The organism is Bradyrhizobium lablabi (genome assembly GCF_018129385.1).
In the GTDB taxonomy this organism is placed as follows: Bacteria; Pseudomonadota; Alphaproteobacteria; order Rhizobiales; family Xanthobacteraceae; genus Bradyrhizobium; species Bradyrhizobium lablabi_C.
This window is the reverse complement of sequence record NZ_JAFCLN010000020.1, coordinates 35,436-62,359: the sequence shown is the minus strand read 5'-3', so window position 1 is coordinate 62,359 and position 26,924 is coordinate 35,436. Positions and strand designations below refer to the sequence as shown.

Here is a 26,924-nt window from a genome sequence, read left to right as displayed (position 1 = left end):
CTGTGGCTGTAGAAGATCCGTCCGTCTCCGGAGTGTCCGGCCGTTACGCAACGGCTTTGTTCGAACTGGCGCGCGATGAAAAATCCATCGACGCCGTCAAGGCCGACCTCGAACGATTCGAGGCCCTGCTCAACGACAGCGCCGATCTGAAGCGCCTCGTTCGCAGCCCGGTGTTTTCGGCCGACGCGCAGTTGAAAGCGCTCACCGCAGTGCTGGAGAAGGCAGGCATTTCGGGCATTGCCGCCAACTTCCTCAAGGTTCTCACCTCCAATCGCCGGCTCTTCACGGTGGCCGATACGATCCGCGCCTTCCGCGCGCTGGTGGCAAAATTCAGGGGCGAGGCGACCGCCGACGTCACCGTCGCCGAACAGCTCAATGAAAAGAATCTCGACGCGCTGAAGGCCGCACTGAAGTCAGTGACGGGCAAGGACGTCGCGCTCAACGTGAATGTCGATCCCTCCATCATCGGCGGTCTTGTGGTCAAGCTCGGCAGCCGCATGGTGGATAGTTCGCTTCGCACCAAACTCAATTCGATCAAGAACGCGATGAAAGAGGCAGGCTGATGGACATCCGCGCCGCGGAAATTTCCGCGATCCTCAAGGACCAGATCAAGAATTTCGGCCAGGAGGCCGAGGTCACTGAAGTCGGACAGGTGCTGTCCGTCGGTGATGGTATCGCCCGCGTCTACGGCCTCGACAACGTCCAGGCCGGCGAAATGGTCGAGTTCGAGAACGGCACGCGCGGCATGGCGCTCAACCTCGAAACCGACAACGTCGGTATCGTGATTTTCGGCGCCGACCGCGAGATCAAGGAAGGCCAGACCGTCAAGCGCACCCGCGCCATCGTGGACACCCCGGTCGGCAAGGGCCTGCTCGGCCGCGTTGTCGACGCGCTCGGCAATCCGATCGACGGCAAGGGCCCGATCCAGGCCGACAAGCGCATGCGCGTCGACGTCAAGGCGCCCGGCATCATTCCGCGCAAATCGGTGAGTGAGCCGATGGCGACCGGCCTCAAGGCAATCGACGCCCTGATCCCGGTCGGTCGCGGCCAGCGCGAGCTGATCATCGGCGACCGCCAGACCGGCAAGACCGCGATCGCGCTCGACACCATTCTGAACCAGAAGCCGCTCAACGCCTCGAACGACGAGAGCATCAAGCTGTACTGCGTCTATGTCGCGGTCGGCCAGAAGCGCTCCACCGTCGCGCAGTTCGTGAAAGTGCTGGAAGAGCAGGGCGCGCTGGAATACTCGATCGTCGTCGCCGCTACCGCTTCGGACCCGGCGCCGATGCAGTACATCGCCCCCTTCACCGGCTGCACCATGGGCGAATACTTCCGCGACAACGGCATGCACGCGGTCATCATCTATGATGACCTTTCCAAGCAGGCCGTCGCCTATCGCCAGATGTCGCTGCTGCTGCGCCGCCCGCCGGGCCGCGAAGCCTATCCGGGCGACGTGTTCTACCTGCACTCCCGCCTGCTCGAGCGCGCGGCGAAGCTGAACAAGGACCAGGGCTCCGGCTCGCTGACCGCGCTGCCGGTCATCGAAACCCAGGCCAACGACGTGTCGGCGTACATTCCGACCAACGTCATCTCGATCACCGACGGCCAGATCTTCCTGGAAACCGACCTGTTCTTCCAGGGTATCCGTCCCGCGGTGAACGTCGGTCTGTCGGTGTCGCGCGTCGGTTCGTCCGCGCAGACCAAGGCGATGAAGAAGGTCGCCGGCAAGATCAAGGGTGAGCTGGCGCAGTACCGCGAAATGGCGGCGTTCGCGCAGTTCGGCTCCGACCTTGACGCCTCGACCCAGCGCCTGCTCAACCGTGGCTCGCGCCTGACCGAGCTCCTCAAGCAGCCGCAGTTCTCGCCGCTGAAGATGGAAGAGCAGGTCTGCGTGATCTGGGCCGGCACCAACGGCTATCTCGACCCGCTTCCGCTCAACAAGGTGAAGGCGTTCGAGGAGGGCCTGCTGTCGCTGCTGCGCGGCAAGAACGCCGAAATCCTCAACACCATCCGCGACAGCCGCGACCTCTCCGACGATACCGCTGCGAAGCTGAAGTCGGTGGTCGAGGGTTTTGCGAAGACGTTTGCTTGATTAGCGCAGCGCCCGGCGTGACGCCGGGCGCGCCGAACAGAGTGGCTTGCGGTCCGATCGAATTCGGATCGCCGGGGTGAACGAAGAATGGCTTCACTGAAAGACATGCGGGTCCGCATCGCCTCGACCAAGGCGACGCAGAAGATCACCAAGGCCATGCAGATGGTCGCGGCCTCCAAATTGCGCCGCGCCCAGACCGCGGCCGAAGCGGCCCGGCCCTATGCCGACAAGATGGATGCGGTGATCTCCAACATCGCTTCCGCCGCGGCAGGCTCGCCCGGCGCGCCGGCCCTGCTGGCCGGCACCGGCAAGGATCAGGTGCATATGCTGGTGGTCTGCACCGGCGAGCGCGGCCTGTGCGGCGCCTTCAATTCCGCGATCGTGCGTCTTGCCCGCGAGCGCGCGCAATCGCTGATGGCCCAGGGCAAGGAAGTGAAGTTCTTCTGCGTCGGCCGCAAGGGCTATGAGCAGCTCCGCCGCACCTTCGAGAAGCAGATTGTCGAGCGCGTCGACCTGCGCTCGGTCCGCCAGATCGGCTTCGTCAATGCCGAGGACATCGCCAACAAGGTGCTGGCGCGCTTCGAGGCCGGCGAATTCGATGTCTGCACGCTGTTCTATTCGAAGTTCAAGTCGGTGATCGCGCAGATCCCGACCGCCCAGCAGGTCATCCCGCTGGTGGTCGAAGAGAACGCGGCGAACGGTGCTGCGACGTCCTACGAATACGAGCCGGAAGAGGACGAGATCCTCACCAGCCTGTTGCCGCGCAATCTGGCGGTGCAGATCTTCCGCGCGCTCCTGGAAAACAACGCGTCGTTCTACGGCGCGCAGATGAGTGCGATGGACAACGCTACCCGCAACGCCGGCGAAATGATCCGCAAGCAGACGCTGGTCTATAACCGCACGCGTCAGGCGCAGATCACCAAGGAACTCATCGAAATTATTTCCGGCGCAGAAGCAGTCTGACCGGGCACGAAATTCGGATCGAAGGAGACAATCACATGGCCACAGCAGCCAACCAGATCGGTCGCGTTACCCAGGTCATGGGTGCCGTCGTCGACGTGCAGTTCGAAGGCCACTTGCCGGCCATTCTCAATTCGCTGGAAACCAAGAACGGCAACAACCGTCTGGTTCTGGAAGTCGCGCAGCATCTCGGCGAATCCACCGTGCGCACGATCGCGATGGACGCCACCGAAGGTCTGGTCCGCGGTCAGGAAGTGACCGACACCGGCCAGCCGATCGCTATTCCGGTCGGTGACGGCACGCTCGGCCGCATCATGAACGTCATCGGCGAGCCGATCGACGAAGCAGGCCCGATCAAGGCCGAAGCCAAGCGCGCCATCCACCAGGACGCGCCGACCTATACCGACCAGTCCACTGAAGCCGAAATTCTCGTCACCGGCATCAAGGTCGTCGACCTGCTCGCGCCCTACGCCAAGGGTGGCAAGATCGGCCTGTTCGGCGGCGCCGGCGTCGGCAAGACCGTGCTGATTCAGGAGTTGATCAACAACGTCGCGAAGGCGCACGGCGGCTACTCCGTGTTCGCCGGCGTCGGCGAGCGTACCCGCGAAGGCAACGACCTCTATCACGAGTTCATCGAATCCAAGGTCAACGCCGATCCGCACAATCCCGATCCGAGCGTGAAGTCGAAATGCGCGCTGGTGTTCGGCCAGATGAACGAGCCGCCGGGCGCCCGTGCCCGTGTCGGCCTCACGGGTCTGACCGTCGCCGAACACTTCCGCGACCAGGGCCAGGACGTGCTGTTCTTCGTCGACAACATCTTCCGCTTCACGCAGGCGGGTTCGGAAGTGTCGGCGCTGCTCGGCCGCATTCCTTCGGCGGTGGGTTATCAGCCGACGCTCGCTACCGACATGGGCGCGCTCCAGGAGCGCATCACCACCACGCACAAGGGCTCGATCACTTCGGTGCAGGCGATCTACGTGCCGGCCGACGACTTGACCGACCCGGCGCCCGCGACCTCGTTCGCGCATCTTGACGCCACCACGGTGCTATCCCGCGCGATTTCGGAAAAGGGCATCTATCCGGCGGTCGACCCACTCGACTCGACCTCGCGCATGCTGTCGCCGCTGGTAGTCGGTGAGGACCATTACCAGACCGCGCGCATGGTTCAGCAGGTCCTGCAAAAGTACAAGTCGCTACAGGACATCATCGCCATTCTCGGCATGGACGAACTGTCCGAAGAGGACAAGATCGCGGTCGCGCGCGCCCGCAAGATCGAACGCTTCCTGTCGCAGCCGTTCCACGTCGCCGAAATCTTCACCGGCTCGCCCGGCAAGTTCGTCGACCTCGCCGACACCATCAAGGGTTTCCGTGGTCTGTGCGAAGGCAAGTACGACCACCTGCCGGAAGCCGCCTTCTACATGGTCGGCACCATCGAAGAGGCGGTCGAGAAGGGCAAGAAGCTGGCTGCTGAAGCGGCGTAAGCATTGATCGTCATTGCCGGGCTTGACCCGGCAATCCATCTCGAAAGAGTTCTCTTATTCGATGGACCCGCGGGTCAAGCCCGCGGGTGACAATGGAAAAAGCGGAAACACCATGGCCACCTTCCATTTCGATCTGGTCTCCCCTGAAAAGCTCGCCTTCTCCGGCGAGGTCGAGCAGGTCGACGTTCCCGGCGCGGAGGGTGATTTCGGTGTGCTCGCCGGCCATGCGCCGGTCGTGGCGGCCGTGCGGCCGGGCATCCTGACCATCATCTCCGGCGGCACGCGTCAAAAGATCGTCGTGCTCGGCGGTGTTGCCGAAGTGTCGGAGAAGGGCCTCACCGTCCTCGCTGACACCGCGACCTCGGTCGAAGAACTCGATCGTTCCAAATTCGCCGCGACGATTGCCGAAATGGAAGCAAAGCTCGCGGAGAAGGACGGCTCCGAGCTCGACCGCGAGATCGAGCGGCTCGATCACTTCAAGAGCATCGATATCGCGCTCAGCTCGACGGCGATGCATTAAGACGGCGAGAGCCGGATAGCCTGAAAAGTTTGAAGGAAATTCCAGCGCTCGTCACATGGTGGCGGGCGCTGAAGTCTTTTGCGCGAAGACCTCGGGCATTCTTTTGCAGCTCAAAGCTGCGAGGCCTTCTGATCGCAGCCAACGCTGGCGCGATGCGGTTTTCGCTCACCTCCTCCGCGCACTTTCTGGCCGTCGTATGGCTCGGGACTTGCATCGACGTGCTGGTTTGTCGGGACCAGCAATGGGCGATCGTGGAATCAACGCAATGAAGTTGACGCGGCTGAGCGGCTCATTCCGAAGGTTTATCGGAATTGGGCTACTGATAGTTGCATGGCAGGCGCTGGCCACGTTCAACGTTATCAATCCCTTTTTGTTGCCGCCTCCTAGCAGGCTGGTCGCGACATTCTGGGACATGCTGATCGACGGATCGCTGCTGATTCATGCCGCGTCGAGCCTGGAGCGTGTCGTTGTCGGTTTTGCCGCCGCCGCCGCCATCGGAACCGTTCTTGGTGTGGTTCTCGGTTGGTGGCCCGCAATATCCGAACAGTTGATACCGGTCGTCGAAGCAGTTCGTCCGATTCCGCCGATCGCGTGGACGCCGTTGGCCATTCTGTGGTTCGGGATCGGTAACGCGCCCAGCTATTTTCTGGTCTTCATCGGCGCCGTATTTCCAGTCTTCATAAACACGTTCGCCGCCGTGCGGGGACTGGACCGCACGCAAGTCAACGCCGCGCTTTGTCTCGGGGCGGGACCGCGCCTGCTTATTACCGATGTCGTCGTTCCGGCCTCGCTGCCGGTGATTTTTCCGGGCCTTCGGATTGCGCTCGGAGTGGGCTGGATGTGCGTCGTCGCCGCCGAATTGATCGCAGCTCAATCCGGTCTCGGATACCTCATTCAGCAAAGCCGGATGCTGTTGCAGACCCAGGTCGTGCTGACAGGCATGATCACGATTGGAATGATCGGTTTTGCCATGAACGCCGGCATGGTCTGGCTGGAGCGCCGCTTGATACCCTGGAAAGCCGGCGGGCCACGGTCATGAGCGAGCGGAAGGACGTACAGATTTCCGTTCGGGATGTTGCGAAGAGATTCGACAGCCGCGGTGCGGACGAGGGCATCACCGCGCTATCCGCCGTCAATCTCGAAATACTTCGCGGCGAGTTTCTCGTTCTGCTCGGGCCCAGCGGTTGTGGCAAATCCACCCTGCTCAATCTGATCGCCGGGTTCCTCAAGCCGAGTTCCGGTTCGATCCTTCATGACGGTGCAGCCGTTGCCGGGCCGGACCGGCGGCGAACCGTCGTGTTTCAGGAGTATGCGCTGTTTCCGTGGATGACGGTTCAGCAGAACGTCGAATTCGGCCTGAAAGCCCAGGGCATGCCCCAGCGGGAGCGGCGCGGCGTCGCCAGAGACCTGCTGTCGGTCGTCCGTTTGTCCGGCTTCGAAGACCGTTATCCGCATGAAATAAGCGGCGGCATGAAACAGCGCGCGGCGATCGCGCGTGCGATTGCTCCCAGTCCCGACATACTCCTGATGGACGAGCCGTTCGGCGCGCTGGACGCGCAGACGCGGGTTCTGTTGCAGGAAGAGATCGCACGCATTTCCGCCGAGACCGGCAAGACGATCGTTTTTGTCACGCATTCGATCGACGAGGCTGTTTTCCTCGGCGACCGGATCGTCGTCATGAGCAGCCGGCCGGGCCGCGTGCGCGAGATCTATCCGGTTGAACTTGCCCGCCCGCGTGTCGCCGCGATGCGCGTAGACGCCGCCTTCCGCGATCTCGTTGACAAGCTTTGGACCTCTCTGCGTCCCGACTGGCGCGCGGAGACAGGAGACGTTGCTCAACCCGCCTGAAAAGGAGCCGACATGACTTCCCACGCCTTTTGCCGACTGCGATCCTCGATAGCCACGGCGATGGCTCTCCTGAGCCTGGGGTGCGTCGCCTCCGCGGAAGAACTGAAAACGATCAGGATAGGCTGGCAGCCGACCACCACCGTCCAGGCGCAGATCGCTCATACGCTCGCCAAGACCGATATCCTCGAGAAGAACGGTCTGAAGGCGGAAATGACCATGTTCAGTTTCGGGCCGGCGGTGAACGAAGCGTTGGTTTCCGGGGCCATCGACGTTGGGTTCATCGGCGATATGCCCTCGGTCTCGCTCGCCGCCGCCGGAGGACCCACGACCGTCATTGCCCGGCAATCCACCTTTCGCGGCTCGATCATCGCCTCGACCAAGAGCGACATAAAGTCGGTCGCGGACCTCAAGGGAAAATCGTTGTACGGGCCTACCGGAAGCGCGATCTACCTTGCAGCGCTTGCCATGCTGGACGGTGCAAAGCTGAAGCCCGGAACCGACGTGCAGGTGGTCAACATGGGCTTCGCCGATTTGGCCGATGCGCTCAAGTCCGGCAAGATCGACGCGCTTTTTGTGTGGGATCCCTGGGTCGAGAACTTCGTGAATCAGGGTCTCGCGCGCGTGGTTGCCTCCAGCGTCGAACTGACGATGGTTGTCGCCATGCGTGACGACTACAGGGGCAAGAACCCGGACGCCGTCGAGAAATTCCTGAAAGCGCAGAAGGAGGCGACGCTGTTCGCGGCGTCAAACCATGACAAGGCAAATGCCTGGTTTCGGGAACCCGCTGCGGCGCAGGCCTTGTCGATTGATATCGTGGAGAAGACAACCGGATTTGATCCGCAATGGTCAGCGAAAAGCCTCTCCGATATTCGGCTGGCATTCTCGACCGCGGAGAAAGAACGATATCTTGGCCTTGGAAAGCAGGCGGCCGAGTTGAAGATTTATCCGGCCGTTCCACCGCTGGAGAAGAAGACCGACATGAGCGTGGCAGAACGGCTGGACAAGACGCCATGGTCCTTCGATCCCAAGGCGGTGAAGGTGAAGTGACCGGCGTAAGCTTCGCTGACTGCCGGCGATGAGGTGCTGGCTTCGCGACAGATCAGCTTGCAATGGTAGCGAACGTCCTCGCTACCACCAGGTACACCTCGCGCCGGAACGGCACGACGAGATCGGCCACGCGGTCGAGCCGCTCCCAGCGCCACTGGTCGAATTCGGCCGGCTGGCCGTTGCGCGGCGTCAGCGGGTCGATCTCGTTCTCATTCCCGGTAAAACGCAACGCGAACCATTTTTGCCGCTGGCCGCGGAATTTTGCCAGCCGGTGCGACGGCGGTCCGTCATAGGGCGGAAACTCGTAGGTCATCCAGTCGGTCTCGCCGAGATAGCCGGCGCTGACGATTCCGGTCTCTTCCCACAGCTCGCGCATGACCGCCTGACGTGGATCCTCGTCGGCATCGATGCCGCCCTGCGGCATCTGCCATTCGAGGCCGGGCAGGATGATTTCGGGACCGTCGTCCTTGAAGCGGCGGCCGATCAGGACGCGGCCTGACGCGTTGAACAGCGCGATCCCGACATTGGGACGGTAGGGCTTGCCGTCAGTCATGAAGCCCCGCGCTGCGGATCAATCGCGCCGGCCGCCGCCTGAGGCCCGCGCTGCGTGGCAGGTATTCCTCTACTGTGCATGGGGTTGTTTTCGACATTTTTGGATCGGGGAGCAGCGCCGCCCGCTTCGGGGTGGCTGGAGAAGGGCATTAGCCCGCAAGCCTGGCAAATTCCTTCACCACGCGCTCATAGACCGGCCGCTTGAACGGCACGATCAGTTCGGGAAGGTTTTTCATCGGCTCCCAGCGCCAGCCGATGAATTCGGCCTTGTGGCCGCCGCCGGGATTGGCGACATTGATCTCGCTGTCCTTGCCGGTGAAGCGCAGCGCGAACCATTTTTGCCGCTGGCCGCGGTAGCGGCCCTTCCAGGCGCGCCCCGCAACGGTGCGCGGGATGTCGTAGATCAGCCAGTCCGGCACTTCGCCGAGCTTTTCGACCGAGCGCACGCTCGTCTCTTCATAGAGCTCGCGTTTTGCCGCGGCAAAGGTGTCCTCGCCGGGATCGACGCCGCCCTGCGGCATCTGCCAGACATGGGATTCATCGACATGCTCGATGCCGCCGGCCCGGCGTCCGATGAAGACGAGCCCGTCTGCGTTGAGCAGCATCACGCCAACGCAGGTGCGATAGGGCAGGTCTTCGTAGCGCGTCATTCAGTCACGGCTCCTTGCAACCAGACGGACGCGCACCGGGCCTCGGAGCTGTGCCAACCGACCGTTTCCTAGCCCGATTTTGATTTCAGCATCGCGGTTGTCAATGGCACAAGCAGGATGCCCCGGCTTTCCAGCGCGCGGCTCCAGGCCGCAATCCGGTCGATCGAGACCGGCAGTGCCGAGGCGATCCCGATTGCCAGCCCGCGTTCCCGCGCCAGGCTTTCGAGCTTGTTCAGGGCGCGGTCGATCTCGAGCGCGGTCGGAACGGCGTCGATGGCGAGGTCGGCCTTGGCAAAGGGCATCGCCTGGCTGGCTGCCAGCGCCGGCGCGACGCTGCGCGGCGCGGAGCCGTCGTCGAGATAGCCGAGCCCGCGCCTGGCGGCTTCCTTGATGATCGGCTGCATCACATTGTCGGAGACGACAAGGCGCGCGCCCATGAAATTGGCGATGCCGGCGTAGCCCTGGATGCGGCTGAGATGCCAATGCAGCCGGTCGAGATTTTGCTCGGCCGCCAGCGAGGTCAGCAGGGTTTGCGGCCCCGGGTCATTGTCCGGATAATCGAACGGCTCCATCGGGATTTGCAGCAGGATCTCGTGGCGCTGCGCGCGCGCCCGTTCCGCGAGCTTGGTCGGGTCGGAGCCATAGGGGGTGAACGCCAGCGTCACGGCCGGGGGCAGCTTCATGATGGCATCGGTGGTCTTGGCGGCGCCGACGCCGAGGCCGCCGACCACGATCGAGACCACGGGCATTTTCGCGGCCTTGGCGCGGTCGGCCTCGGCGGCATAGACCGTAAAGGGCTTCAGGCCATCGGCGACGACCGGGATCATGCCATAGCGCGATTTTTCCAGCAGGCGCTGGTCCACGCCCGCCATCGGGACCGGCGCGGCGTCCATCCCGGCCTTTTCGGCGCTGTCGGGACCAACGACAAAATCCTGCCGCTTGCCGCTGGAGCCGTCGATGACGGTGATGGTCTTTTGATCGGATGGCGCCGCCTGTTTGGCGGCCGATTTCGGCTCGTCCGCTACGGGGGCGGAATGGGCCGCGGATTTTTCCGCACCGGGCGCGGACTGGCGCAGGACGATCCGCCCCATCGGCTCGCCACCGAGCGGATTGTCGTTGAAGACGGCAAACCCGGCGAACGTCGCGAGGAACAGGCCGAGCACCACGGCGAGCGCCTGTAGACCGGTGAACGGCAGCCGAAACCGGCGCTTGGACCGTACCGTGTCCTGTCCAAGCGGCGTGCTCAGATCGTCGGTCGCCTCAGCCATAAACCTCCCCGAATCACCGGGCCGACGATACCACGGGGAGGCAAAAACGCGGCAGTTCGGCGGCCGAAACACGTTCCACAATCTCGGCTCGCCGGCCCCTAGGCAGGCCGGTTCTGCAAGTCATTCCGGGGCGAGCCTGCCGCGCCGTGGGCCATCGCGGCTGCCGCGGCGAGGATCGCTTCGGTGTTATCGGGTGCAAAGAACTCGGCAGGCAGGATCGTGCCGGCGTTCAGACGCGCAAATCCGTCCATGGCTGCCTGATTGCCCTGCACCGCCAGAAGCAGACGCAGCAGCTCGGGTGGCGGAGGCTCCAGCGTTGCGAGTTCGCAGGTGAAGTCGTACATCGCTGCGCCGCGCTCGTCGCGAAGCCGCTGGTAATCAGCCATCGCGTCGTCGAATGACCGCGCCCCCGAGAGCGACTCATCGAGCGCCCCGGCGCAGAGCTCGGCATCGCGGAAGGCATCGAGAATGCCCTGCGCGGTAACGAAGTCCTTGTTGTAGCCGGCGTCCCCGACGAGCGCCCAGCCGTGGCCGAATGGCTTGCGAAAATAGTTCGGCACGGCCGTGCCGGCGAAAGGCGCTACGCGGGTTGCGCTGCGCAGGCGCTTGGCAAATTCCGGCGCCAGCTCGATCGTCTTCAAATAGTTGCCCTCGACATCCTTTCTGTTCTCCGCAAACTCGGCGTAAGGCCATCCGGCGATCACGAGTGTCAGATCGTCGTGGGTCGGGGCGACGGCAAACGCACGCCTGTCGCGGACATAGGACTCGAACCGGCCGTCCATGGGCAGTCCACGCCAATAGCTGTAATAGCCCGCCAGCAGGCACGGCCTCTCGCGGTATGGCTCGGCGCGAACGGCTTCGCTCACCATTGAATGCCGGCCGTCGGCTCCGACGACAACGTCCGCATATTCCGTGACGGGGCTGCCGTGCTTCGACCGCCCCTTGATCCCGACCACACGTTCGCCTTCGATGACAATCTCCTCGACGCCGAAACCTTCACGGATTTCCGTGCCGGATTCTGCCGCGGCGTCGACGAGCAGCTTGTCGAGGATCGTCCGGCGGGGACAGTAGGCGACGGGATTTTCCTCCGTGCCCGGGGCGCCGGAAATTGTGAAAGCGCCAAAGTCGAAAACGTAGGTGTCGATGGCGGGGCATCCGGTCGCCGCCAGCCGATCAAGCAGCCCCCATCGCGCGAGCGCGCCGACGGCGAGGGGATGCAGGATATGGGTTGAAACGGTGTCGCTCGGGAACGATGCGCGGTCGACCGCCAGCACCCGGTAGCCTCTTCGCGACAGCAGCATCGCGGTTGCCGAACCGGCGCAGCGCGCACCCACGACGATCACGTCGAATGCCTTGCCCATGAAAACCTCCCGAGCGATTTGCCGCCGGTCCGCTGCGGCCGATTGCCGGCTGCCGGCGACGGCCGGCCTCAGGTTCAGGCTAGAGCAAGCCCAAATTCCAAACTTTGCCGGAAATCCGTGCTTCTTTGCCGCGTATTCGGGAGGTCACGGCCGGCGGAGCACGCAAAATGGATGCTCTATCTGATGCGCTGACGTCAGTGCGCATGACTGGCGCGATTTTCTATCACGCGGAGTGCACCGCCCCTTGGGGGTTCGCGGTGCCGCACCTGCGTAACGTTGCCCACGTCCTCGCCCCCGGAACCGAGCGGTTGGTCAGCTATCACCTGGTCACCGATGGCAAGGCGGTGGTGTGCTTCCCGGGCGAGGCGGAGATACCCGTTGTCGCCGGAGACATCCTGATCATCCCGCATGGCGATGCGCATACGGTGTCGAACGGCTCGCCATCGACCTTCCTCGACAGCGGAGCCTCGCTCGACCAATACTTGGCGGGCAGCCTGACCACGATGCGGCTGGGCGGCGGCGGTGAGACGACGAGGTTTGTCTGCGGCTATTTCGGCTGCGAGCGCCATGCGGATCGGCTGTTTCTGGCCGGCCTGCCGCTGATGATCAAGATCAACCTGCGCGGGGACGCGGCCGGCGCGTGGCTGGAGAACTCGGTTCGCCATCTCGTCTCGCAGGCTGGATCGGCGCGGCCGGGGCAGTCGGTCCTGCTCTCGAAGATGGCGGAGGCGCTCTTCATCGAGAGCATTCGCCGCTACATGGACGCGCTACCGCCGGAGCAGACCGGCTGGCTTGCGGGCGCGCGGGATCCGGTCGTCGGCGGTGCACTGGCGCTGTTGCATCGAAAACCCCGGCATCATTGGAGCATGGACGAACTTGCCGCCGAGACGGGCGTCTCGCGCTCGGTGCTGGCCGAGAGGTTTTCGCGGTTTCTCGGCGAGCCGCCATTGACCTATCTGGCGCGCTGGCGATTGCAGCTCGCTGCGAGAATGTTGCAGACGACCCGCGAGGCGGTGCTACAGGTGGCGTCCGAGGTCGGGTACGAGTCGGAAGCCGCGTTCAATCGCGCATTCAAGCGCGAGTTCGGTATGCCGCCGGGACAATTCCGGCGATCGGGATCAACCGGCGGCGACAAGCCAGGCTGCACCCCGCCCGGAGAGGTGTAAGGCGTTCCTTTCTCAGTGCGCCATCAGGACCGGCAGGTCGGCGTGCTCCATGATGTAGCTGGTAGCGCCGCCGAAGATCATTTGCCGCAGCCTGTTGCGGGTAAAGGCTCCCTTGACCAAGAGGTCGCAACCTTCCGCCCTGGCTGCGTCCAGCACCGCCTCGCCGGTGTCGCGGTCCCCCAACTTGACGCGGACGGGTCTGGCGGCGATCCCGTTGTGCCGCAACTGCCTGATGATGTCATCGGCGGACGGCCCTGGCACATCTTGTCCGCCGGCGACGGTCAATACCGAGACACGGTCGGCAAGATGCAACAGCGGCATCGCAAAGGCGTTCGCGCGCGCCTGCTCGGTGCTGCCGTTCCAATGGATCATGATGTTGGTTGCGATCTGCTTCGCGCCCGCAGGTGGCGCCAGCAGAACGGGCCGGCCGCTCTCGAACAATCCGAATTCGACGGCACGCTGGTGCAGGCTGGTCGAATCTGCACCCGGCCTGCTCATGACAGTGACGTCGAACGCGCGGCCGCGGCTTCCAATGAAACTGTCATCGTCCGGCGCAGCGGCAAACCACCCGAAGGAAGGCGACTCCTCGGTTGTGCCGGCCGCCGGGATGCCGTGACCTTGCATGAAGGTCTCGAACAGACGCCGCAGTTCCGACGTTTCTTCCTCGCGCTGCGAATCGTAGGCGTCCAGGGTAAAGCCGGCGCTCAATTCCGCCACGACATACGGAGGGATGGCAACCCGCAGCGGGAAACCCTCGATGTAGGCGCCGGTACGCCGCGCGAGCAGCACCGCCACCTCGAGCGCCGGTTTCATCGCTGCAATGTTCTGGGTGGGCACCAGGATCGTCTTCATCCTCGGACCTCCGCTTCGCTACGAGCATCCAGCAGGGTTCGTGACCCTGATTCCCGACAGGCTAATCCCTGTAAGCCGGCGACGAAAGTCCCACCGGCTGGGACGATCGCTCCCGCGACCCGGAGCATGGCCAGCTAGTGCACGGCCGTCCTGGACAGCAGATTGAGAACGAGAACGCCGGCCACGATGAGGCCCATACCCACCACGCCCGCAAAGTCGGGGCGCTGTCCATAGACAGCCCAGGCAATGACCGCGACCAGCACGATGCCGCCGCCCGCCCATATGGCGTAGGCAATGCCAACGGGTATCCGATCGAGGATGCTGGCGAGCAGGAAGAATGCGGCAGCGTAGCCAGCCACAACCAGCACCGAAGGGCCCAGCCTGGTGAATCCCTCCGAGGCCTTCATCGCTGATGTCGCGACGACCTCTCCGACAATGGCGAGGGCGAGGATGGCGTAGGCTGGCATGAAGGACCTCCGTGATGTGGAAGCCCTTCATCATCAGAAACGGCTGGGATCGTCACGTTCACCTTTGCGCGAGCATGCGGGCATTTGCCGGGGATCGTCACCTCAAACGAAAAGGGCGGCCCGAAGGCCGCCCTTTCACAAATAGCATCAGTGAAACCTGCTCAGTTCGCCGCCTTGGCCGCGGGCTTGTCGGCGGTGGCGGGCGGGCTGGTGCTGGCGGTCGCCTTGATGCCATGCAGCAGGTCGGCGGCGGTCTTCAGCGCCTTGTCGTCCTTGGCATCCGGCGGCACGTAGGATTGCGAGCCGGTCTTCTCGTCGCCGTCGTTCTTCAGATGGCCGCGCAGCGAGGCTTCGCCCTTGGTGTCGGTGCGCGCCTTCAGCTCATCCGGCACGTCCTGCAACACCTCGATGTCGGGCACGATGCCCTTGGCCTGGATCGACTTGCCCGACGGCGTGTAGTAGCGCGCGGTGGTGAGACGCAGCGCGCCGTTGCCCGAGCCGAGCGGGATGATGGTCTGCACCGAACCCTTGCCGAACGAACGGGTGCCGACCAGCGTCGCGCGCTTGTGGTCCTGGAGCGCGCCGGCGACGATTTCGGAGGCCGAAGCCGAGCCGCCGTTGATCAGCACGATGACCGGCTTGCCCTTGGTCAGGTCGCCGGTATGCGCTGCGCGGCGCTGGGTCTCTTCCGCGTTGCGGCCGCGGGTGGAGACGATCTCGCCGCGCTCAAGGAAGGCGTCGGAGACGGTCACGGCTTCTTCCAGCAATCCACCCGGATTGTTGCGCAGGTCGATGATGAAGCCCTTGAGCTTGTCGCCGAGCTGGTTGGACAGGTTGTTGACCTCGCGCTTGAGGCCTTCGGTGGTCTGCTCGTTGAAGGTGGTGATGCGGATATAGGCGATGTCGTCCTGCTCGACGCGCGCGCGCACCGAGCGGACGCGGATATTGTCGCGTACCAGCGTGACTTCGATCGGATTGTCCTGGCCCTTGCGGATGATCTTCAGCCGGATCTTGGTGTTGACCGGGCCGCGCATCTTTTCCACCGCCTGGTTCAGGGTGAGGCCCTGCACCTGCTCGTCGTCGAGCGTGGTGATGATGTCGTTCGCCATGATGCCGGCCTTCGAGGCCGGGGTATCGTCGATCGGAGAGACGACCTTGATCAGGCCGTCTTCCATCGTGACTTCGATGCCGAGACCGCCGAACTCGCCGCGGGTCTGCACCTGCATGTCGCGGAAGCTCTTCGCATCCATGTAGCTCGAATGCGGATCGAGGCCGGCCAGCATGCCGCTGATGGCGGATTCGACCAGCTTCGAATCATCGGGCTTCTCGACATAGTCGCTGCGCACCCGCTCGAAGACGTCGCCGAACAGATTGAGCTGGCGATAGGTGTCGGAGGTCGCGGCGCGCGCGCTCGAGCCCATCAGCACGGACCGGGGTTGGGTAACGAACAGCGTCAGTGCTGCACCGGTGGCGGCGCTGAGAAGAATTACTGAAGTCTTGCGCATCATCCGCGAACCTTTTCGCCTTCATTTGCGGCCCACCATGGGCCTGGATCGATTGGAGTGCCGTCCTTGCGGAACTCGACATAGAGCACGGGCTGACTCGCGGTAGTCGCGAGGATCGATGCGACCTGCGAGGTTTTTCCCATGATCGCGACCGGCTCACCCGTAAGTACAAACTGGCCGATGCTGACCGAAATGCGCTCCATCCCGGCGATCAGGACATGATACCCGCCCCCGGCATTGAGGATCAAGAGTTGACCGTAGCTGCGGAAAGGGCCGGCGTAAACAACCCAGCCGTCACAAGGTGTTGTGACCTGGGCCCCGGCCTTGGCCGCCAAAGAAATGCCTTTTTCCACGCCACCGGCGCCGTCGGAACCGCCAAAATCGCGAATCTTGATGCCGTTAACCGGGTAGGCGAATAGTCCCTTGGCGGAGGCAAAGGCCACCGCCGGGCTGGTACGGGCGGGATCCCTGAGAGCCCCGGTATTCGGTTTGCCGCCGGGGGCGGCGGGCGCCCCTTGGAGGCTGGCGGCCGCGGCCGCTTTCGCCGCGCTCTTCAGGTCCAGCTCCATCTTGGCGATCAGTCCCTGAAGGCTGTCGACCTGTTTGGCCAACGCCACGGCGCGGGCCGATTCGGCTTCCATGTCCTTTTCGATCGCGCTCTGCTGGCGCTGCCGCTCGTTGACCAGCGCGGCGAGGCGGGTCTGATCGTCTTTCAGCCGGTCGCGATCGGCCGCCATCTTGTCGCGCTCGGCCGCGATGGTTTTCCGCAACGCGACCAGTTCGCCGAGATCGTTGGTGAGGCTTTCCGCGCGACCGCGCAGCTCAGGCACCACGGCGCCGAGCAGCATGGCGGTGCGCAGCGATTGCAGCGCGTCCTCGGGGCGCACCAGCAGGGCCGGCGGCGTGCGCCGGCCGGCGCGCTGCAAGGCGGCCAGCACTTCGACGATCTCCGACCGGCGTGAATCCAGCGAGCTTCGGATCTGCGCCTCGCGAGTATCGAGCGGGCCAAGCCGCAGCTCGGCATCGCTGATGCGCGTCTCGACGCCGCGTACCTGGCCTGCGATGTCGATCAGTTGCTGGTTGAGCTTGCTGCGGTCCTGGCCGATCGCTGCGATGTCGGCTTGCAGCTTTTGCTGTAGCTCGGTGGCGCGCTTCTGTTGCGCGCGCGCCGCTTCCAGTTCCTGCTCGCGCTGTTTTATCGCCTCGGGCGAAACGGCTGGCGCCGGCGGCGCCGTCTGTGAAACGGCAGGTGAGAGGTTCATCACGGCCGCGGACAACAAGGCGAGCGAAAGTGAGATGGAGATGCGCTGACCGCGACAGGCGGTGCCCAAGGAGGAAGAAGTGTCCCGCGCTGATTGCATCTCGTCGAAAAGTGCCTTCTTTGCCCTATGCCCGGTGATAGGGGTGGCCGGCCAAAATGGTCGCGGCCCGATAAATCTGTTCCAGGAGCATCACGCGAACCATCTGGTGCGGCCAGGTCGCCGCTCCGAACGCGATCGTGAGCTTTGCCTTGCGCCGCAATTCGGGCGAAAGTCCGTCCGCGCCGCCGATTACGAAAATTACATCCCTGGCCTCATCGCGGAAGCGGCCCAGATGCTGGGCGAAGGCCGCGCTGTCGATGCTTTTGCCGCGCTCGTCCAGCGCAATCAGCACGTGTTTTTCCGGGATCAGCGCCGAGATCTCAGCCGCTTCTTCCGCCATGCGGGTTGCCGCCTCGCGCGCGCGGCTTTCCGGAATTTCATGAATCTCCAGGCCGCGAAAGCCGAGCTTGCGGCCGGTGTCGTCGAAGCGCTCGCGGTAACGTTCCGCAAGCTCCCGTTCCGGGCCCTGCTTCAGGCGGCCGATGGCGATGACGACGAGGCGCATGCGCGCACCGTATATGCGCGCCAGCCGATTCGCATCGGCTCGAACTGACTAGACCGCCTTCACCGCCGGGCCTTGAGCCCACAATCGCTCGAGATTGTAGAACTCGCGTACCTCGGGCCTGAACACGTGCAGGATCACATCGCCGGAATCGATCAGCACCCAGTCGCAATTGGGCAAGCCCTCGACGTGAATGCTCTTGATGCCGGTTTCCTTCAGCGCCTTGGTCACGTTCTCCGCGATCGCGCCGACGTGCCGGTTTACCCGGCCCGTCGTGACAACCATGTAGTCGGAGTATGCCGATTTGCCGCGAAGGTCGATGGTGACCGTTTCTTCCGCCTTCATATCGTCGAGGCGGGAGAGGATCATGTTCAGCGTCTTGTCGGCGTCGGGTTGCGCCTGCAAGGCCGTAGTGGGGGTCGATGTTTTACGCGCGGTCTTTGAACCAGTGGTCTTTGAACCCTTCGGTAAAACAGACTTGGACAATACAGATGTGGCCAGGGACCATTCCTTTCACTGTATCGCGGACGACCGAATCCTTGGGCCGCCCACGGACCATACTACGCATGTGGGGTTAATGGTTTCAATATTCCAGTAACCCTGCACGACACTCACGGGTGTTGCTTATTTATCCGCCAGCTCCCGTCCGGGTTCCTAAGTCCGGTCGAGGATAGACTCAGTTTCATGCCCGTGAGGAACACCCAGGCAGGCAAGCGCTGATCCGGCAGGCTCGCCGCCTCATTCTCGGGCAAACGGTAGCGCGCCAATGCCTGCGCCGCGGGTGCGGCGAGCGCGCGAAAACTTTGTGGCGGGCGGTCGATCACAGCGAGCGGCACCTCGGATGCGATGCGCCGCCAGTCTTTCCAGCGATGGAACTGCGCAAGATTGTCAGCGCCCATGATCCAGACAAAGCGCACGCCCGAGATGCGGCGGCGCAAATGCGTAATCGTGTCTACAGTATAGCGGGTACCGATGACAGCTTCGAGACAGCTCACGTCGATGCGCGGGTCGCCGGCGACTTCGCGTGCCGCCTGCGCGCGCTCGGCGAGCGCGTGCAGTCCGTTGTGGTCCTTGAGCGGATTGCCCGGTGTCAGCAGCCACCAGACGCGATCTAGCTTGAGCCGCTTGAGCGCGAACAGGCTGATGGCGCGGTGGGCTTCATGCGGCGGATTGAACGAGCCGCCGAGCAGCCCGATGCGCATGCCCTGCGTGTAGAACGGGATCGCGTGCGACGCCGTGGAATCTTCTCTCAACGAACGTCCCGCATGCGAGGAAAATGATTCAAGGCCGCGTCTGCCCGGTGCCGTGCACGCGGTATTTGAAGCTGGTGAGCTGCTCGGCGCCGACCGGCCCGCGCGCATGGAATTTGCCGGTGGCGATGCCGATCTCCGCGCCGAAGCCGAACTCGCCGCCATCGGCGAACTGGGTCGAGGCGTTGTGCAGCACGATCGCCGAATCCACCTGGTTGAGGAATTTTTCCGCCGCCCTGGCATCCTCGGTCACGATCGCATCGGTGTGGCGCGAGCCGTGATTCTGGATGTAGCTGATCGCCCCGTCGACGCCGTCGACCACGCGCGCGGCGATGATGGCATCGAGATATTCGGTGCCCCAATCCTCGTCGGAGGCGGGCTTCACGCGGGCGTCGGCGTTCTGCACGGCGGCATCGCCACGCACTTCGCAGCCGGCGTCGATCAGCATGGAGACCAGCGGCTTGAGTTGAGTCGCCGCGGCCGCCCGATCGACCAGCAGCGCCTCGGCCGCGCCACAGACACCGGTGCGCCGCATCTTCGCATTCAGCACGATCGACTTCGCCATGTCAGGGTTGGCGGAGGCATCGATATAGACATGATTGACGCCTTCGAGATGCGCGAACACCGGCACGCGCGCTTCGGCCTCGACGCGCGCCACCAGGCTTTTGCCCCCGCGCGGCACGATGACGTCGATGCCGCCGTTCATGCCCGAGAGCATCAAGCCGACCGCCGCACGGTCGCGCGTCGGCACCAGCATGATCGCAGCTTCGGGGAGACCGGCTTCGCGCAGCCCTTGCACCAGGCACTCGTGGATGGCGCGGCAGGAACGGAAACTGTCGGAGCCGCCGCGCAGGATCACCGCATTGCCGGACTTCAGGCACAGCACGCCGGCATCGGCCGCAACATTCGGGCGGCTCTCGAAGATCACACCGATCACGCCGAGCGGCACGCGCACGCGCTCGATCGTCATGCCATTCGGCCGCTGCCAGCTTTCGGTCACCGCGCCGACGGGGTCGGCAATTTCGCGCACGGTCGCAACGCCGTCGGCCATCGCATCGACCCGTGCTTGCGTCAGCGTCAGCCGATCAAGGAAGGCCGAGGTCGTGCCGCCCGCGCGCGCTTCCGCAACGTCCTCGGCATTAGCCGCCAGGATCTTTTGCGCGTTGGCCCGGATCGCCCGCTCGATCGCCGCCAGCGCCGCATTCTTTTGCTCCGGCGGTGCCAGCGCGAGCACGCGCGCAGCGGCGCGCGCGCCTTTGACCAGTTCGGTCATCAAGGCGGGCAGGTCGGCGGAGACGTCGATGGCTTTCAGGGCGGTGTTCATGGAATTTAGCTTTCAGTTAAGACCATGTCCTAGCACGGAAATCCCGGTTTTGCGAGGTCCGGAACCGGCATGGCAGATGGGCGCGGGCAGGGCCGTCGGGCCTGTTTCACCGGGCGGGGCGCAGCATCGGAAACAACGGCGGCGACGATCCCGCCTGGATCGTGCCCAGCAGCTCGAAGCCATGCCGCTGATACAGCGGGATATTGGCGGGATTGGAGGATTCGAGGTAAGCGGCGACATGATCCTGGTCGCATTGGCCAAGGGTGTGCTGGAGGAGAGCTCCGCCATAACCGTTGCGGTGACGGGCCGGGTCGACGCCGATCAGCGGCAGGTACCAGTGCGGCTCCTGCGGATGGTAGGAAGCCATTCCTTCGAAGACGGCGGCAAACTCGTCTTCCCGGCCCTGCGGCAGGCTCGCTTCCAGCGCGGCCTGGTCGAGCTCTTTGCCGGGCGGGAGCCAGACCGACACCCCGGCGTAGTCCGCAATGTGATGCGCGGTCCCTTCTCCAAAAGCGCCACCGCCAAACGCGCGAACGAGGCCCGGGAACATGGCGAGGTACTGCGCCGGCTCGGGATAGGTCCAGCGGGTCATCGGATCGGCACTGAAGGCGAGGGTGATCACGGCGACCGCCCGCTCGATGTCGGCGGGTGCGACGAGGTCTACCGTCGGAGCGGCGGATGGCTTCGAAGGATTCATGAGGCGACTCGCGGTTGCAGTTTCGCGGAAACGACGGTCGTCTGATTGCCTCCGTCTCGCGTGCCGGATGGCCCGACATTGCGCTTCCAGCGAAACAATCAGGATGCTGATGTGGCGATGCTGCTCGCGACCACCAACCGCGGCGCAGGGTCGCGGAGGTTCAGCCCGGTTCGCCGTGGCGCGGCCCGCCCACCACCAGATCGTCCCGGTGGATCATCTCCGAGCGTCCGCTGATGCCCAAAATCACCATCACGTCGGGCGAGGACTTGCCCTTGATCTTCTCGGCATCTTCGGCGTCGTAGGCGACGAGGCCGCGGCCGATCTCGTGCGTATCAGGGCCGCGCACGACCACCGCATCGCCGCGGGCGAACTGACCGTCGACGCGGATCACGCCGGCCGGCAGCAGGCTTTTGCCGGCGCGCAACGCGCTGACCGCGCCGGCGTCGATGGTCAGCGTGCCCTTCGGCTCCAGCGAGCCCGCGATCCAGCGCTTGCGCGCCGTCACCGGATTGGCCGGCGTCAGGAACCAGGTGCAGCGGCCGCCATCGGCGATCGCCTGCAAGGGGTGCTCGATCTTGCCCGAAGCGATCAGCATATGCGTGCCTGACGTGGTCGCGATCTTTGCCGCTTCGATCTTGGTATACATGCCGCCGCGCGACAGCTCGGATTCGGCCGCGCCCGCCATCGCCTCGATCTCTGATGTCACCGACTCCACGATCGGAATCAGCTTTGCATTTGGATTTGCATTCGGGGGCGCATCATACAGGCCATCGATGTCGGACAGGAGGATCAACAGGTCGGCGCTGGCCATGGTGGCGACGCGCGCGGCGAGGCGGTCGTTATCGCCGTAGCGGATTTCGTTGGTGGCGACCGTATCGTTCTCGTTGATGACAGGCACCGCGCGCCATTCCAGCAATTTTGCGATGGTCGAGCGCGCATTGAGATAGCGCCGGCGTTCTTCGGTGTCCTGCAACGTGACAAGAATCTGCCCGGAGCCGATGCCGTGCTTTCCGAGCACCTCCGACCAGATCCGCGCCAGCTCGATCTGCCCGACCGCAGCGGCGCCCTGACTCTCTTCGAGCTTGAGCGGGCCGCGCGGCAGCCTCAAGCGGCTGCGGCCGAGCGCGATCGAGCCGGATGAGACGATCAGGACCTCGCGGCCCTCGCCATGCAGCTTGGCGATATCGGCTACCAGCGCCGACAGCCACGACGCCTTCACCTCGCCCTTGGCCGAGTCGATCAGCAGGGACGAGCCGACCTTGACGACGATGCGGCGAAAATTCTTGAGGGCAGGGCGTTTCATGGTGGGTGTGGAATCCGGCAAAGAGCCGCTGTTTTGCAGCACGCAGCCCTCCTTCGCAAGCACCGTTCTGGGACAATATGGCTATTCCGCAGGGGCCATCGGTCTGATGTAATGAGGCAGATGGCCGGGAGGATAGCTTTATGAATCGTCGGGAGTTTGTTGCCGGAGGTCTCGCACTATCGGCCGCCGCGAAGGCGAGCGCAGCGTGGGCCCAATCCGGCCCGCTGACAAAAATCATCTTTCCGTTCGCGGCGGGCGGCAGCGGCGACATGCTATGCCGGCAATTGGCGCAATTTCTTCCCGCGGCGCTCGACCGCAGCTTTATCGTCGAGAACCGCACCGGCGGCGACGGGCTGATCGGCATCCGCTCGGTGAAGGGCGCTGCGCCCGACACGACAACCATTCTGGTGACGACCGGCCCGACCATGTATCTGCTGCCGATGGTCGAGAACGAGCCGAGTTTCGACTCGGCCAGGGATTTTGTGCCGGTCTCGCAACTGGCTCGCTTCGAATTCGTGGTGGCCGTCAGCCCGTCGATCGGCGTCACCGACTTCAAGCAACTCGTCGCCTGGGTCAGGGCCAACCCGTCGAAGGCGACCTACGGCGTGCCGAGCAGCGGCACCATCCCGCATTTCACCGGATGGCAGCTCGAGAAGGCGCTCGGCGCTTCGATGACGCGCGTGCCGTATCGCGGCTCGGCGCCGATCATCAACGATCTCCTCGCCGGCCATCTGCCGATCACCGTCACCACGCTATCCGATACCATCACGCAGCATCGTGCCGGCGGCATCCGCATTGTGGCGGTGAGCGGCCCAACGCGTTCGCCGTTCCTGCCCGAGGTGCCGACCTTGAAGGAGGAGGGCATCAACCTCGTCGCCGATGGCTGGTACGGCATGTGGCTGCCGGCGGGCTCCTCGCCGGATTTTGCGAAGAAGCTGAGCGCGGCGGCGGCCGAGATCCTGGCAAAGCCCGACATCAAGGAGAAGCTGAACGCCGTCACCCTCATTCCGGTGGGCTCGACGCCGGAGAATCTGACCAAGGCGCTCGCGACCGATACCGCCTTCTGGCAGCCGATCGTGAAGGCGACGGGCTACAAGATCACAAATTAGGCAGGCACCCGGTCATTGACCTCGTTCCCTAGACTAAAGAGCGACGCGGCAATGTTCGACTCTCCCGTGCGCATGGCTGCATAATCAGCACGTAATTCGACTGACGCCGAAAACAGTTCGGTGTTGAGACCCCTGCTGATTGAAATCCAGCGTTGAGGTCGCCGAAATGCCGGGCTTGCCCGCGCAGTTCTCGGCGAGGCCGGTATGGCCTGTGACCCGGGGCAAATTGCAAGGGCCTCCGGCGAGACATTTTTAGAGAAGACCGCAAAGGTTGGAAAAGGCCTGCCGGCTTAAAGAAGAAGACCCACGAGCGCCCAACGATCACCAGGACTGAGGTCAATGGAGAATTCCGCCGTGACGAGTCCGGAGAGGTTGCGCCCCGGCGACGCGTTCGTGTTCGGGGACTTTCGGCTGTCGCCGGTCACGCGGTCACTCACCAAGGCTGGTTCGCCAATCCATTTGGGTGGGCGCGCGCTCGATATCCTGACCGCCTTGCTGGATCGGGCGGGTCAAATCGTCAGCAAGAACGAATTGTTCGCGATCGTCTGGCCGAACAGGATTCTCGAAGAAGCCAATTTGCGGTTTCATGTCGCAGCGCTGCGCAAGGCGCTCGGCGATGGTCTGTCCGGCGCGCGCTTCATCGTCAACGTCCCGGGGCGCGGCTATGTGTTCGTCGCGCGGGTCGAGCGAACGTCCGACAATGAAACAGTCGCAAGCGCGCCCAGGCTTGAGCGGCCGGCCGAGCGATCCCCTGTGCCGATTCCCCTGGTTCAAGTGGTCGGGCGCGAAGCGGAGATCGGTGAGTTCGAGGCTCAATTACTGCGCAATCGCTTCGTGACGATCATCGGGGCCGGCGGCATCGGCAAAACCACCGTGGCGCTGGCGGTGGTCAGGAAGGTCTTGGATGTCTTCCGGGACGGCGTCCAGCTCGTCGAACTCGGATCGTTGACCGGCCCGCTCATCGCCGCTCAGCTTGCATCGCTGCTGCGCCTGCCTTCGCCCGACAAGGCGCCGCTGCCGGACATCGTCGCCCATCTTCGTGGCCGGCACATGCTGCTGGTGTTCGACAATTGCGAGCACGTGATTGCCGCGATCAACGAGATCGCGGAGACCATTCTCCAGGGCGCGCCCGAGGTTCGCATTCTGGCGACGAGCCGGGAGCCATTGCGTGCGGCCGGTGAGTGGGTGCATCGCCTCGGTCCGCTTGCGGTGCCGATGCCGGCTCAACTGACCGCGGCCGAAGCGCTTCGCTTTCCGGCCGTCGCATTGTTCGCGGAACGTGCGGTCGCCGCCGATCCTTCATGCGCAATAACTGACGACAACGCGCCGATGGTGGCGGAACTCTGCGCAAGGCTTGACGGTCTGCCGCTCGCCATCGAGCTTGCCGCTGCCAGTATCACATTGCTGGGCTTGCGGGGGCTCGTCGATCGTCTCGACGATCGCCTCAGCATCCTGACCCGGGGACGGAGAACGGCTCTTCCAAGGCACCAGACCCTGGAAGCGATGATCGATTGGAGTTTTGAAAGCCTGGGTCCCGAGGAACGGCTTGCGTGGCTGCGGTTCGCGGTATTTCCCGACGCTTTCTCGATTGAAGCCGCTGCTGCGGTTGCCAATGAAGGATTGACGGCGGACTTCGTCGACATCCTCTATGGCCTGGTCGAGAAGTCGCTCGTCTCCGTCGAAGTATATGACGGCAACGCCAGATATCGATTACTCGAATCGCTGCGAATCTATGCGCTCAAGGCGTTGACCGAGAGCGGGGAGGCGGTGGCCGCGAGGCGGCGCCACGCGCGCTACTGGCATGAATGTGCGCTTGGATACGGCGGCAACTGGATCAAGGCGCCCACGGCCGACTGGTTGCGCCAGCACAGCGGCGACATTCCCGACATCCGCGCCGCGTTGAATTGGGCGTTCGCCCCTGACGGGGACGCGATTCTCGGAATCAGACTTGCCGTTGCGTCCACGCCGTTGTGGTTCAAGCTGATGCTGCTTCACGAATTGCGCTTCTATCTCGAGCAGGCGATCCAGCTGGCAAAGGGACGCGAGGAGATCGACGACGCCCTCCGCATAAGGCTGCACACGGCGCGCGAATATTCGGCCTTCCACGAAGGCCGGGTGTGCGACGATCTGGAAGCCGAAAACGCGCTCTCCATCGCCGAGCGGGCAGGGGACATCGACGCCCAGGTGCAACTCGTCTGGATGCGTTGGGGGACCTTGGCCGTTTACGGAGACTATGAAAGCCTGATGCCCTGGGTCGAGCGCATTGGCGAGATCATCGCCCGGGTTCCGGATCATCCGGCCGCCGCGTTCATGCATGGCAGAATGGCCGCGATGACCCGGCACTTTCTAGGGGAGCAGGCCGCGGCCATCACGCATGCCGGGCAGGTGCTGGAACGTGTTGCGTCACGGCGCGCCGCGCAGGATCCCGCTTTTGTGCTCACGCACGACCACAAGATCGGCGCCAGCATGACCTACGCGCGGGCTCTCTGGCTGAGCGGGCAGCCGAACAAGGCCGTGGCTGTGGTCCGCGATATCGTCGATGAAATGTTGGGCGACGGTGCGGAGCAGGCCGCGTCGGCGCCGCCGGCAAAGTCCTTTTCGTTGAGCTTTTTTCTGATGTGGGCGGCGTGCCCCATCTCGTTCTGGATCGGAGATCTGAAGGCGGCACGCAAATATGTGGCGATGCTCCTTGAAGTTCGCTCCGGCATCAACTTCCATGTCTTGCAGACCACCGGGAAATCGTATGAACGCGCGCTGCATTTTCTCGAGAATACGGACCAGAACCCGGAGGCGCGCGATGGCCTGGTCGGCGATACCTCGCTCAACGCCTTCCAGGCGGAGAGCGTGAGCACGTTTAGCTGGAAGCTACTTTGCCCGCAGCCTCTGGCTGACGCGACCGCGGGCAGCGTCAACTGGTGCACGGCGGAGATTCTTCGGGCAAGGGGCGAACAGTTGCTGGAAACCGACGGCGCCAATCGGGCGGAGGCCGAGGCGCTGTTCCGCCAAGCGCTCGACATCGCCCGACGCCAGACGGCGCTGTCGTGGGAGCTTCGAAGCGCTGTCAGCCTGGCGCGCCTGTGGCGGGATACGGGTCGAGCTCCACAGGCGCGCACGATGCTCGACGAGGTCTATAGGCGGTTCACTGAAGGTTTCGCCACCCGGGATTTGACGGAAGCCAGGGCGCTGCTCGAAGCCCTGTAGCGAATATGCCGGAGCGAATGCCTGGCCGGTCGATATGAAAATGGCCCCGCGGAGGGGCCATTTTCTCACCTACTATTAGTCGTCCCAGTAATGACGACGGATCACGACGTCGCGGTCACGGTCGCGATGATACCATCCGCGATGCAGGCCGCGGTCGTGCGCATAGAAGCGCGCTCGCGGGCCGCTATAGTAGCGATCGCCGTAGTAGTCGCGGTCGCCGCCCACATAGACGCCGAAACCGCCCGCGCTTGCCGCCGTAGGCGCACCGATGGCAACGGTCGCCAACGCGGCCAGAACGTATGAGAGCTTCCTCATTGTTCCTCTCCTCTCGTTGCTACGTGGAGAGAACGAATGCCGCGCGGCCCTGTTGCAGGGAACAACAGGAAACTTTCTTGAACAGCCGTTCAC

General features: G+C 63.9%; 26 protein-coding genes. 11 read left to right on the top strand and 15 right to left on the bottom strand.

Going from position 1 to position 26,924, the window contains the following annotated elements; translation table 11 throughout:
- The first annotated feature begins 2 nt into the window (after positions 1 to 2).
- The 8 genes from JQ628_RS28365 to JQ628_RS28330 all read left to right on the top strand — a co-directional run bounded on the left by JQ628_RS28365 (position 3) and on the right by JQ628_RS28330 (position 7,948).
- Positions 3 to 563, top strand: a complete 561-nt coding sequence (locus tag JQ628_RS28365; RefSeq protein WP_212228034.1) for a F0F1 ATP synthase subunit delta — start codon at positions 3 to 5, stop codon at positions 561 to 563.
- On the top strand, positions 563 to 2,092 hold the full coding sequence (gene atpA / locus JQ628_RS28360) for a F0F1 ATP synthase subunit alpha (RefSeq protein ID WP_212228032.1): 1,530 nt from the start codon (positions 563 to 565) through the stop codon (positions 2,090 to 2,092). The genes JQ628_RS28365 and atpA overlap by 1 nt, the downstream gene beginning before the upstream one ends.
- 87 nt (positions 2,093 to 2,179) lie before the next feature.
- Positions 2,180 to 3,055 (top strand): F0F1 ATP synthase subunit gamma, encoded by an 876-nt coding sequence (locus JQ628_RS28355; protein WP_212228030.1) that lies wholly within the window; start codon positions 2,180 to 2,182, stop codon positions 3,053 to 3,055.
- 35 nt (positions 3,056 to 3,090) lie between these two features.
- Complete coding sequence (atpD, locus tag JQ628_RS28350) at positions 3,091 to 4,533, top strand: F0F1 ATP synthase subunit beta (RefSeq protein ID WP_212228028.1); 1,443 nt, start codon at positions 3,091 to 3,093, stop codon at positions 4,531 to 4,533.
- 112 nt (positions 4,534 to 4,645) lie between these two features.
- Positions 4,646 to 5,053, top strand: coding sequence for a F0F1 ATP synthase subunit epsilon (locus tag JQ628_RS28345; RefSeq protein WP_212228026.1), 408 nt, complete (start codon positions 4,646 to 4,648; stop codon positions 5,051 to 5,053).
- A gap of 241 nt (positions 5,054 to 5,294) precedes the next feature.
- Positions 5,295 to 6,092: an ABC transporter permease gene (locus tag JQ628_RS28340; RefSeq protein ID WP_212228024.1), complete on the top strand. Its 798-nt coding sequence runs from the start codon at positions 5,295 to 5,297 to the stop codon at positions 6,090 to 6,092.
- On the top strand, positions 6,089 to 6,901 hold the full coding sequence (locus tag JQ628_RS28335) for an ABC transporter ATP-binding protein (protein ID WP_212228015.1): 813 nt from the start codon (positions 6,089 to 6,091) through the stop codon (positions 6,899 to 6,901). Before JQ628_RS28340 ends, JQ628_RS28335 begins: the two co-directional genes overlap by 4 nt.
- A gap of 60 nt (positions 6,902 to 6,961) precedes the next feature.
- Positions 6,962 to 7,948 carry an ABC transporter substrate-binding protein gene (locus JQ628_RS28330; protein ID WP_212228013.1) on the top strand — a complete coding sequence of 329 codons (987 nt, stop codon included), beginning with the start codon at positions 6,962 to 6,964 and terminating at the stop codon, positions 7,946 to 7,948.
- 52 nt (positions 7,949 to 8,000) lie between these two features.
- On the opposite strand, the gene JQ628_RS28325 is transcribed toward JQ628_RS28330, so the two are convergent.
- The 4 genes from JQ628_RS28325 to JQ628_RS28310 all read right to left on the bottom strand — a co-directional run bounded on the left by JQ628_RS28325 (position 8,001) and on the right by JQ628_RS28310 (position 11,779).
- Positions 8,001 to 8,501: an RNA pyrophosphohydrolase gene (locus tag JQ628_RS28325; RefSeq protein WP_212228011.1), complete on the bottom strand. Its 501-nt coding sequence runs from the start codon at positions 8,499 to 8,501 to the stop codon at positions 8,001 to 8,003.
- Positions 8,502 to 8,649: 148 nt separating this feature from the next.
- Positions 8,650 to 9,150 (bottom strand): RNA pyrophosphohydrolase, encoded by a 501-nt coding sequence (locus tag JQ628_RS28320; protein WP_212228009.1) that lies wholly within the window; start codon positions 9,148 to 9,150, stop codon positions 8,650 to 8,652.
- Positions 9,151 to 9,218: 68 nt separating this feature from the next.
- Positions 9,219 to 10,418 carry a divergent polysaccharide deacetylase family protein gene (locus JQ628_RS28315; RefSeq protein WP_212228007.1) on the bottom strand — a complete coding sequence of 400 codons (1,200 nt, stop codon included), beginning with the start codon at positions 10,416 to 10,418 and terminating at the stop codon, positions 9,219 to 9,221.
- Positions 10,419 to 10,516: 98 nt separating this feature from the next.
- The gene (locus JQ628_RS28310) at positions 10,517 to 11,779 is read right to left on the bottom strand and encodes an NAD(P)/FAD-dependent oxidoreductase (protein ID WP_212228005.1); all 1,263 of its coding nucleotides are present in this window, start codon (positions 11,777 to 11,779) and stop codon (positions 10,517 to 10,519) included.
- A 167-nt stretch (positions 11,780 to 11,946) separates the two neighbouring features.
- Between JQ628_RS28310 and JQ628_RS28305 the strand changes: the two genes are divergently transcribed.
- Positions 11,947 to 12,945 carry an AraC family transcriptional regulator gene (locus tag JQ628_RS28305; RefSeq protein ID WP_212228003.1) on the top strand — a complete coding sequence of 333 codons (999 nt, stop codon included), beginning with the start codon at positions 11,947 to 11,949 and terminating at the stop codon, positions 12,943 to 12,945.
- 12 nt (positions 12,946 to 12,957) lie between these two features.
- Here the strand turns inward: JQ628_RS28305 and JQ628_RS28300 are convergent, their stop codons facing one another.
- The 10 genes from JQ628_RS28300 to proB form a co-directional block, all read right to left on the bottom strand.
- Positions 12,958 to 13,797: a universal stress protein gene (locus JQ628_RS28300; RefSeq protein WP_212228001.1), complete on the bottom strand. Its 840-nt coding sequence runs from the start codon at positions 13,795 to 13,797 to the stop codon at positions 12,958 to 12,960.
- Between the two features lie 134 nt (positions 13,798 to 13,931).
- On the bottom strand, positions 13,932 to 14,264 hold the full coding sequence (locus JQ628_RS28295; protein WP_212227999.1) for an SMR family transporter: 333 nt from the start codon (positions 14,262 to 14,264) through the stop codon (positions 13,932 to 13,934).
- 161 nt (positions 14,265 to 14,425) lie between these two features.
- On the bottom strand, positions 14,426 to 15,772 hold the full coding sequence (locus JQ628_RS28290; protein WP_212227997.1) for a S41 family peptidase: 1,347 nt from the start codon (positions 15,770 to 15,772) through the stop codon (positions 14,426 to 14,428).
- Positions 15,769 to 17,031, bottom strand: a complete 1,263-nt coding sequence (locus JQ628_RS28285; protein ID WP_249128538.1) for a murein hydrolase activator EnvC family protein — start codon at positions 17,029 to 17,031, stop codon at positions 15,769 to 15,771. Before JQ628_RS28285 ends, JQ628_RS28290 begins: the two co-directional genes overlap by 4 nt.
- Before the next feature lie 124 nt (positions 17,032 to 17,155).
- Positions 17,156 to 17,635, bottom strand: a complete 480-nt coding sequence (gene rlmH / locus JQ628_RS28280; protein WP_212227993.1) for a 23S rRNA (pseudouridine(1915)-N(3))-methyltransferase RlmH — start codon at positions 17,633 to 17,635, stop codon at positions 17,156 to 17,158.
- Between the two features lie 48 nt (positions 17,636 to 17,683).
- On the bottom strand, positions 17,684 to 18,037 hold the full coding sequence (gene rsfS, locus JQ628_RS28275) for a ribosome silencing factor (RefSeq protein WP_212227991.1): 354 nt from the start codon (positions 18,035 to 18,037) through the stop codon (positions 17,684 to 17,686).
- 206 nt (positions 18,038 to 18,243) lie between these two features.
- Positions 18,244 to 18,885, bottom strand: a complete 642-nt coding sequence (locus tag JQ628_RS28270) for a nicotinate-nucleotide adenylyltransferase (RefSeq protein WP_283815838.1) — start codon at positions 18,883 to 18,885, stop codon at positions 18,244 to 18,246.
- A gap of 28 nt (positions 18,886 to 18,913) precedes the next feature.
- A complete protein-coding gene (locus JQ628_RS28265) occupies positions 18,914 to 20,206 on the bottom strand; it encodes a glutamate-5-semialdehyde dehydrogenase (RefSeq protein ID WP_212227986.1) in 1,293 nt (430 codons plus the stop codon).
- 106 nt (positions 20,207 to 20,312) lie between these two features.
- Positions 20,313 to 20,903: a GNAT family N-acetyltransferase gene (locus JQ628_RS28260; protein WP_212227984.1), complete on the bottom strand. Its 591-nt coding sequence runs from the start codon at positions 20,901 to 20,903 to the stop codon at positions 20,313 to 20,315.
- A gap of 160 nt (positions 20,904 to 21,063) precedes the next feature.
- Entirely contained in the window at positions 21,064 to 22,206 is a 1,143-nt protein-coding gene (gene proB / locus JQ628_RS28255) for a glutamate 5-kinase (protein WP_212227982.1), read from the bottom strand.
- A 140-nt stretch (positions 22,207 to 22,346) separates the two neighbouring features.
- Here proB and JQ628_RS28250 point away from each other — a divergent pair, with 140 nt between their 5' ends.
- Both JQ628_RS28250 and JQ628_RS28245 read left to right on the top strand, forming a co-directional pair.
- Positions 22,347 to 23,315, top strand: coding sequence for a Bug family tripartite tricarboxylate transporter substrate binding protein (locus tag JQ628_RS28250; RefSeq protein ID WP_212227980.1), 969 nt, complete (start codon positions 22,347 to 22,349; stop codon positions 23,313 to 23,315).
- A gap of 339 nt (positions 23,316 to 23,654) precedes the next feature.
- A complete protein-coding gene (locus tag JQ628_RS28245; protein WP_212227972.1) occupies positions 23,655 to 26,516 on the top strand; it encodes an ATP-binding protein in 2,862 nt (953 codons plus the stop codon).
- A gap of 75 nt (positions 26,517 to 26,591) precedes the next feature.
- Here the strand turns inward: JQ628_RS28245 and JQ628_RS28240 are convergent, their stop codons facing one another.
- Entirely contained in the window at positions 26,592 to 26,831 is a 240-nt protein-coding gene (locus JQ628_RS28240; RefSeq protein WP_212227965.1) for a hypothetical protein, read from the bottom strand.
- Positions 26,832 to 26,924: the final 93 nt, after the last annotated feature.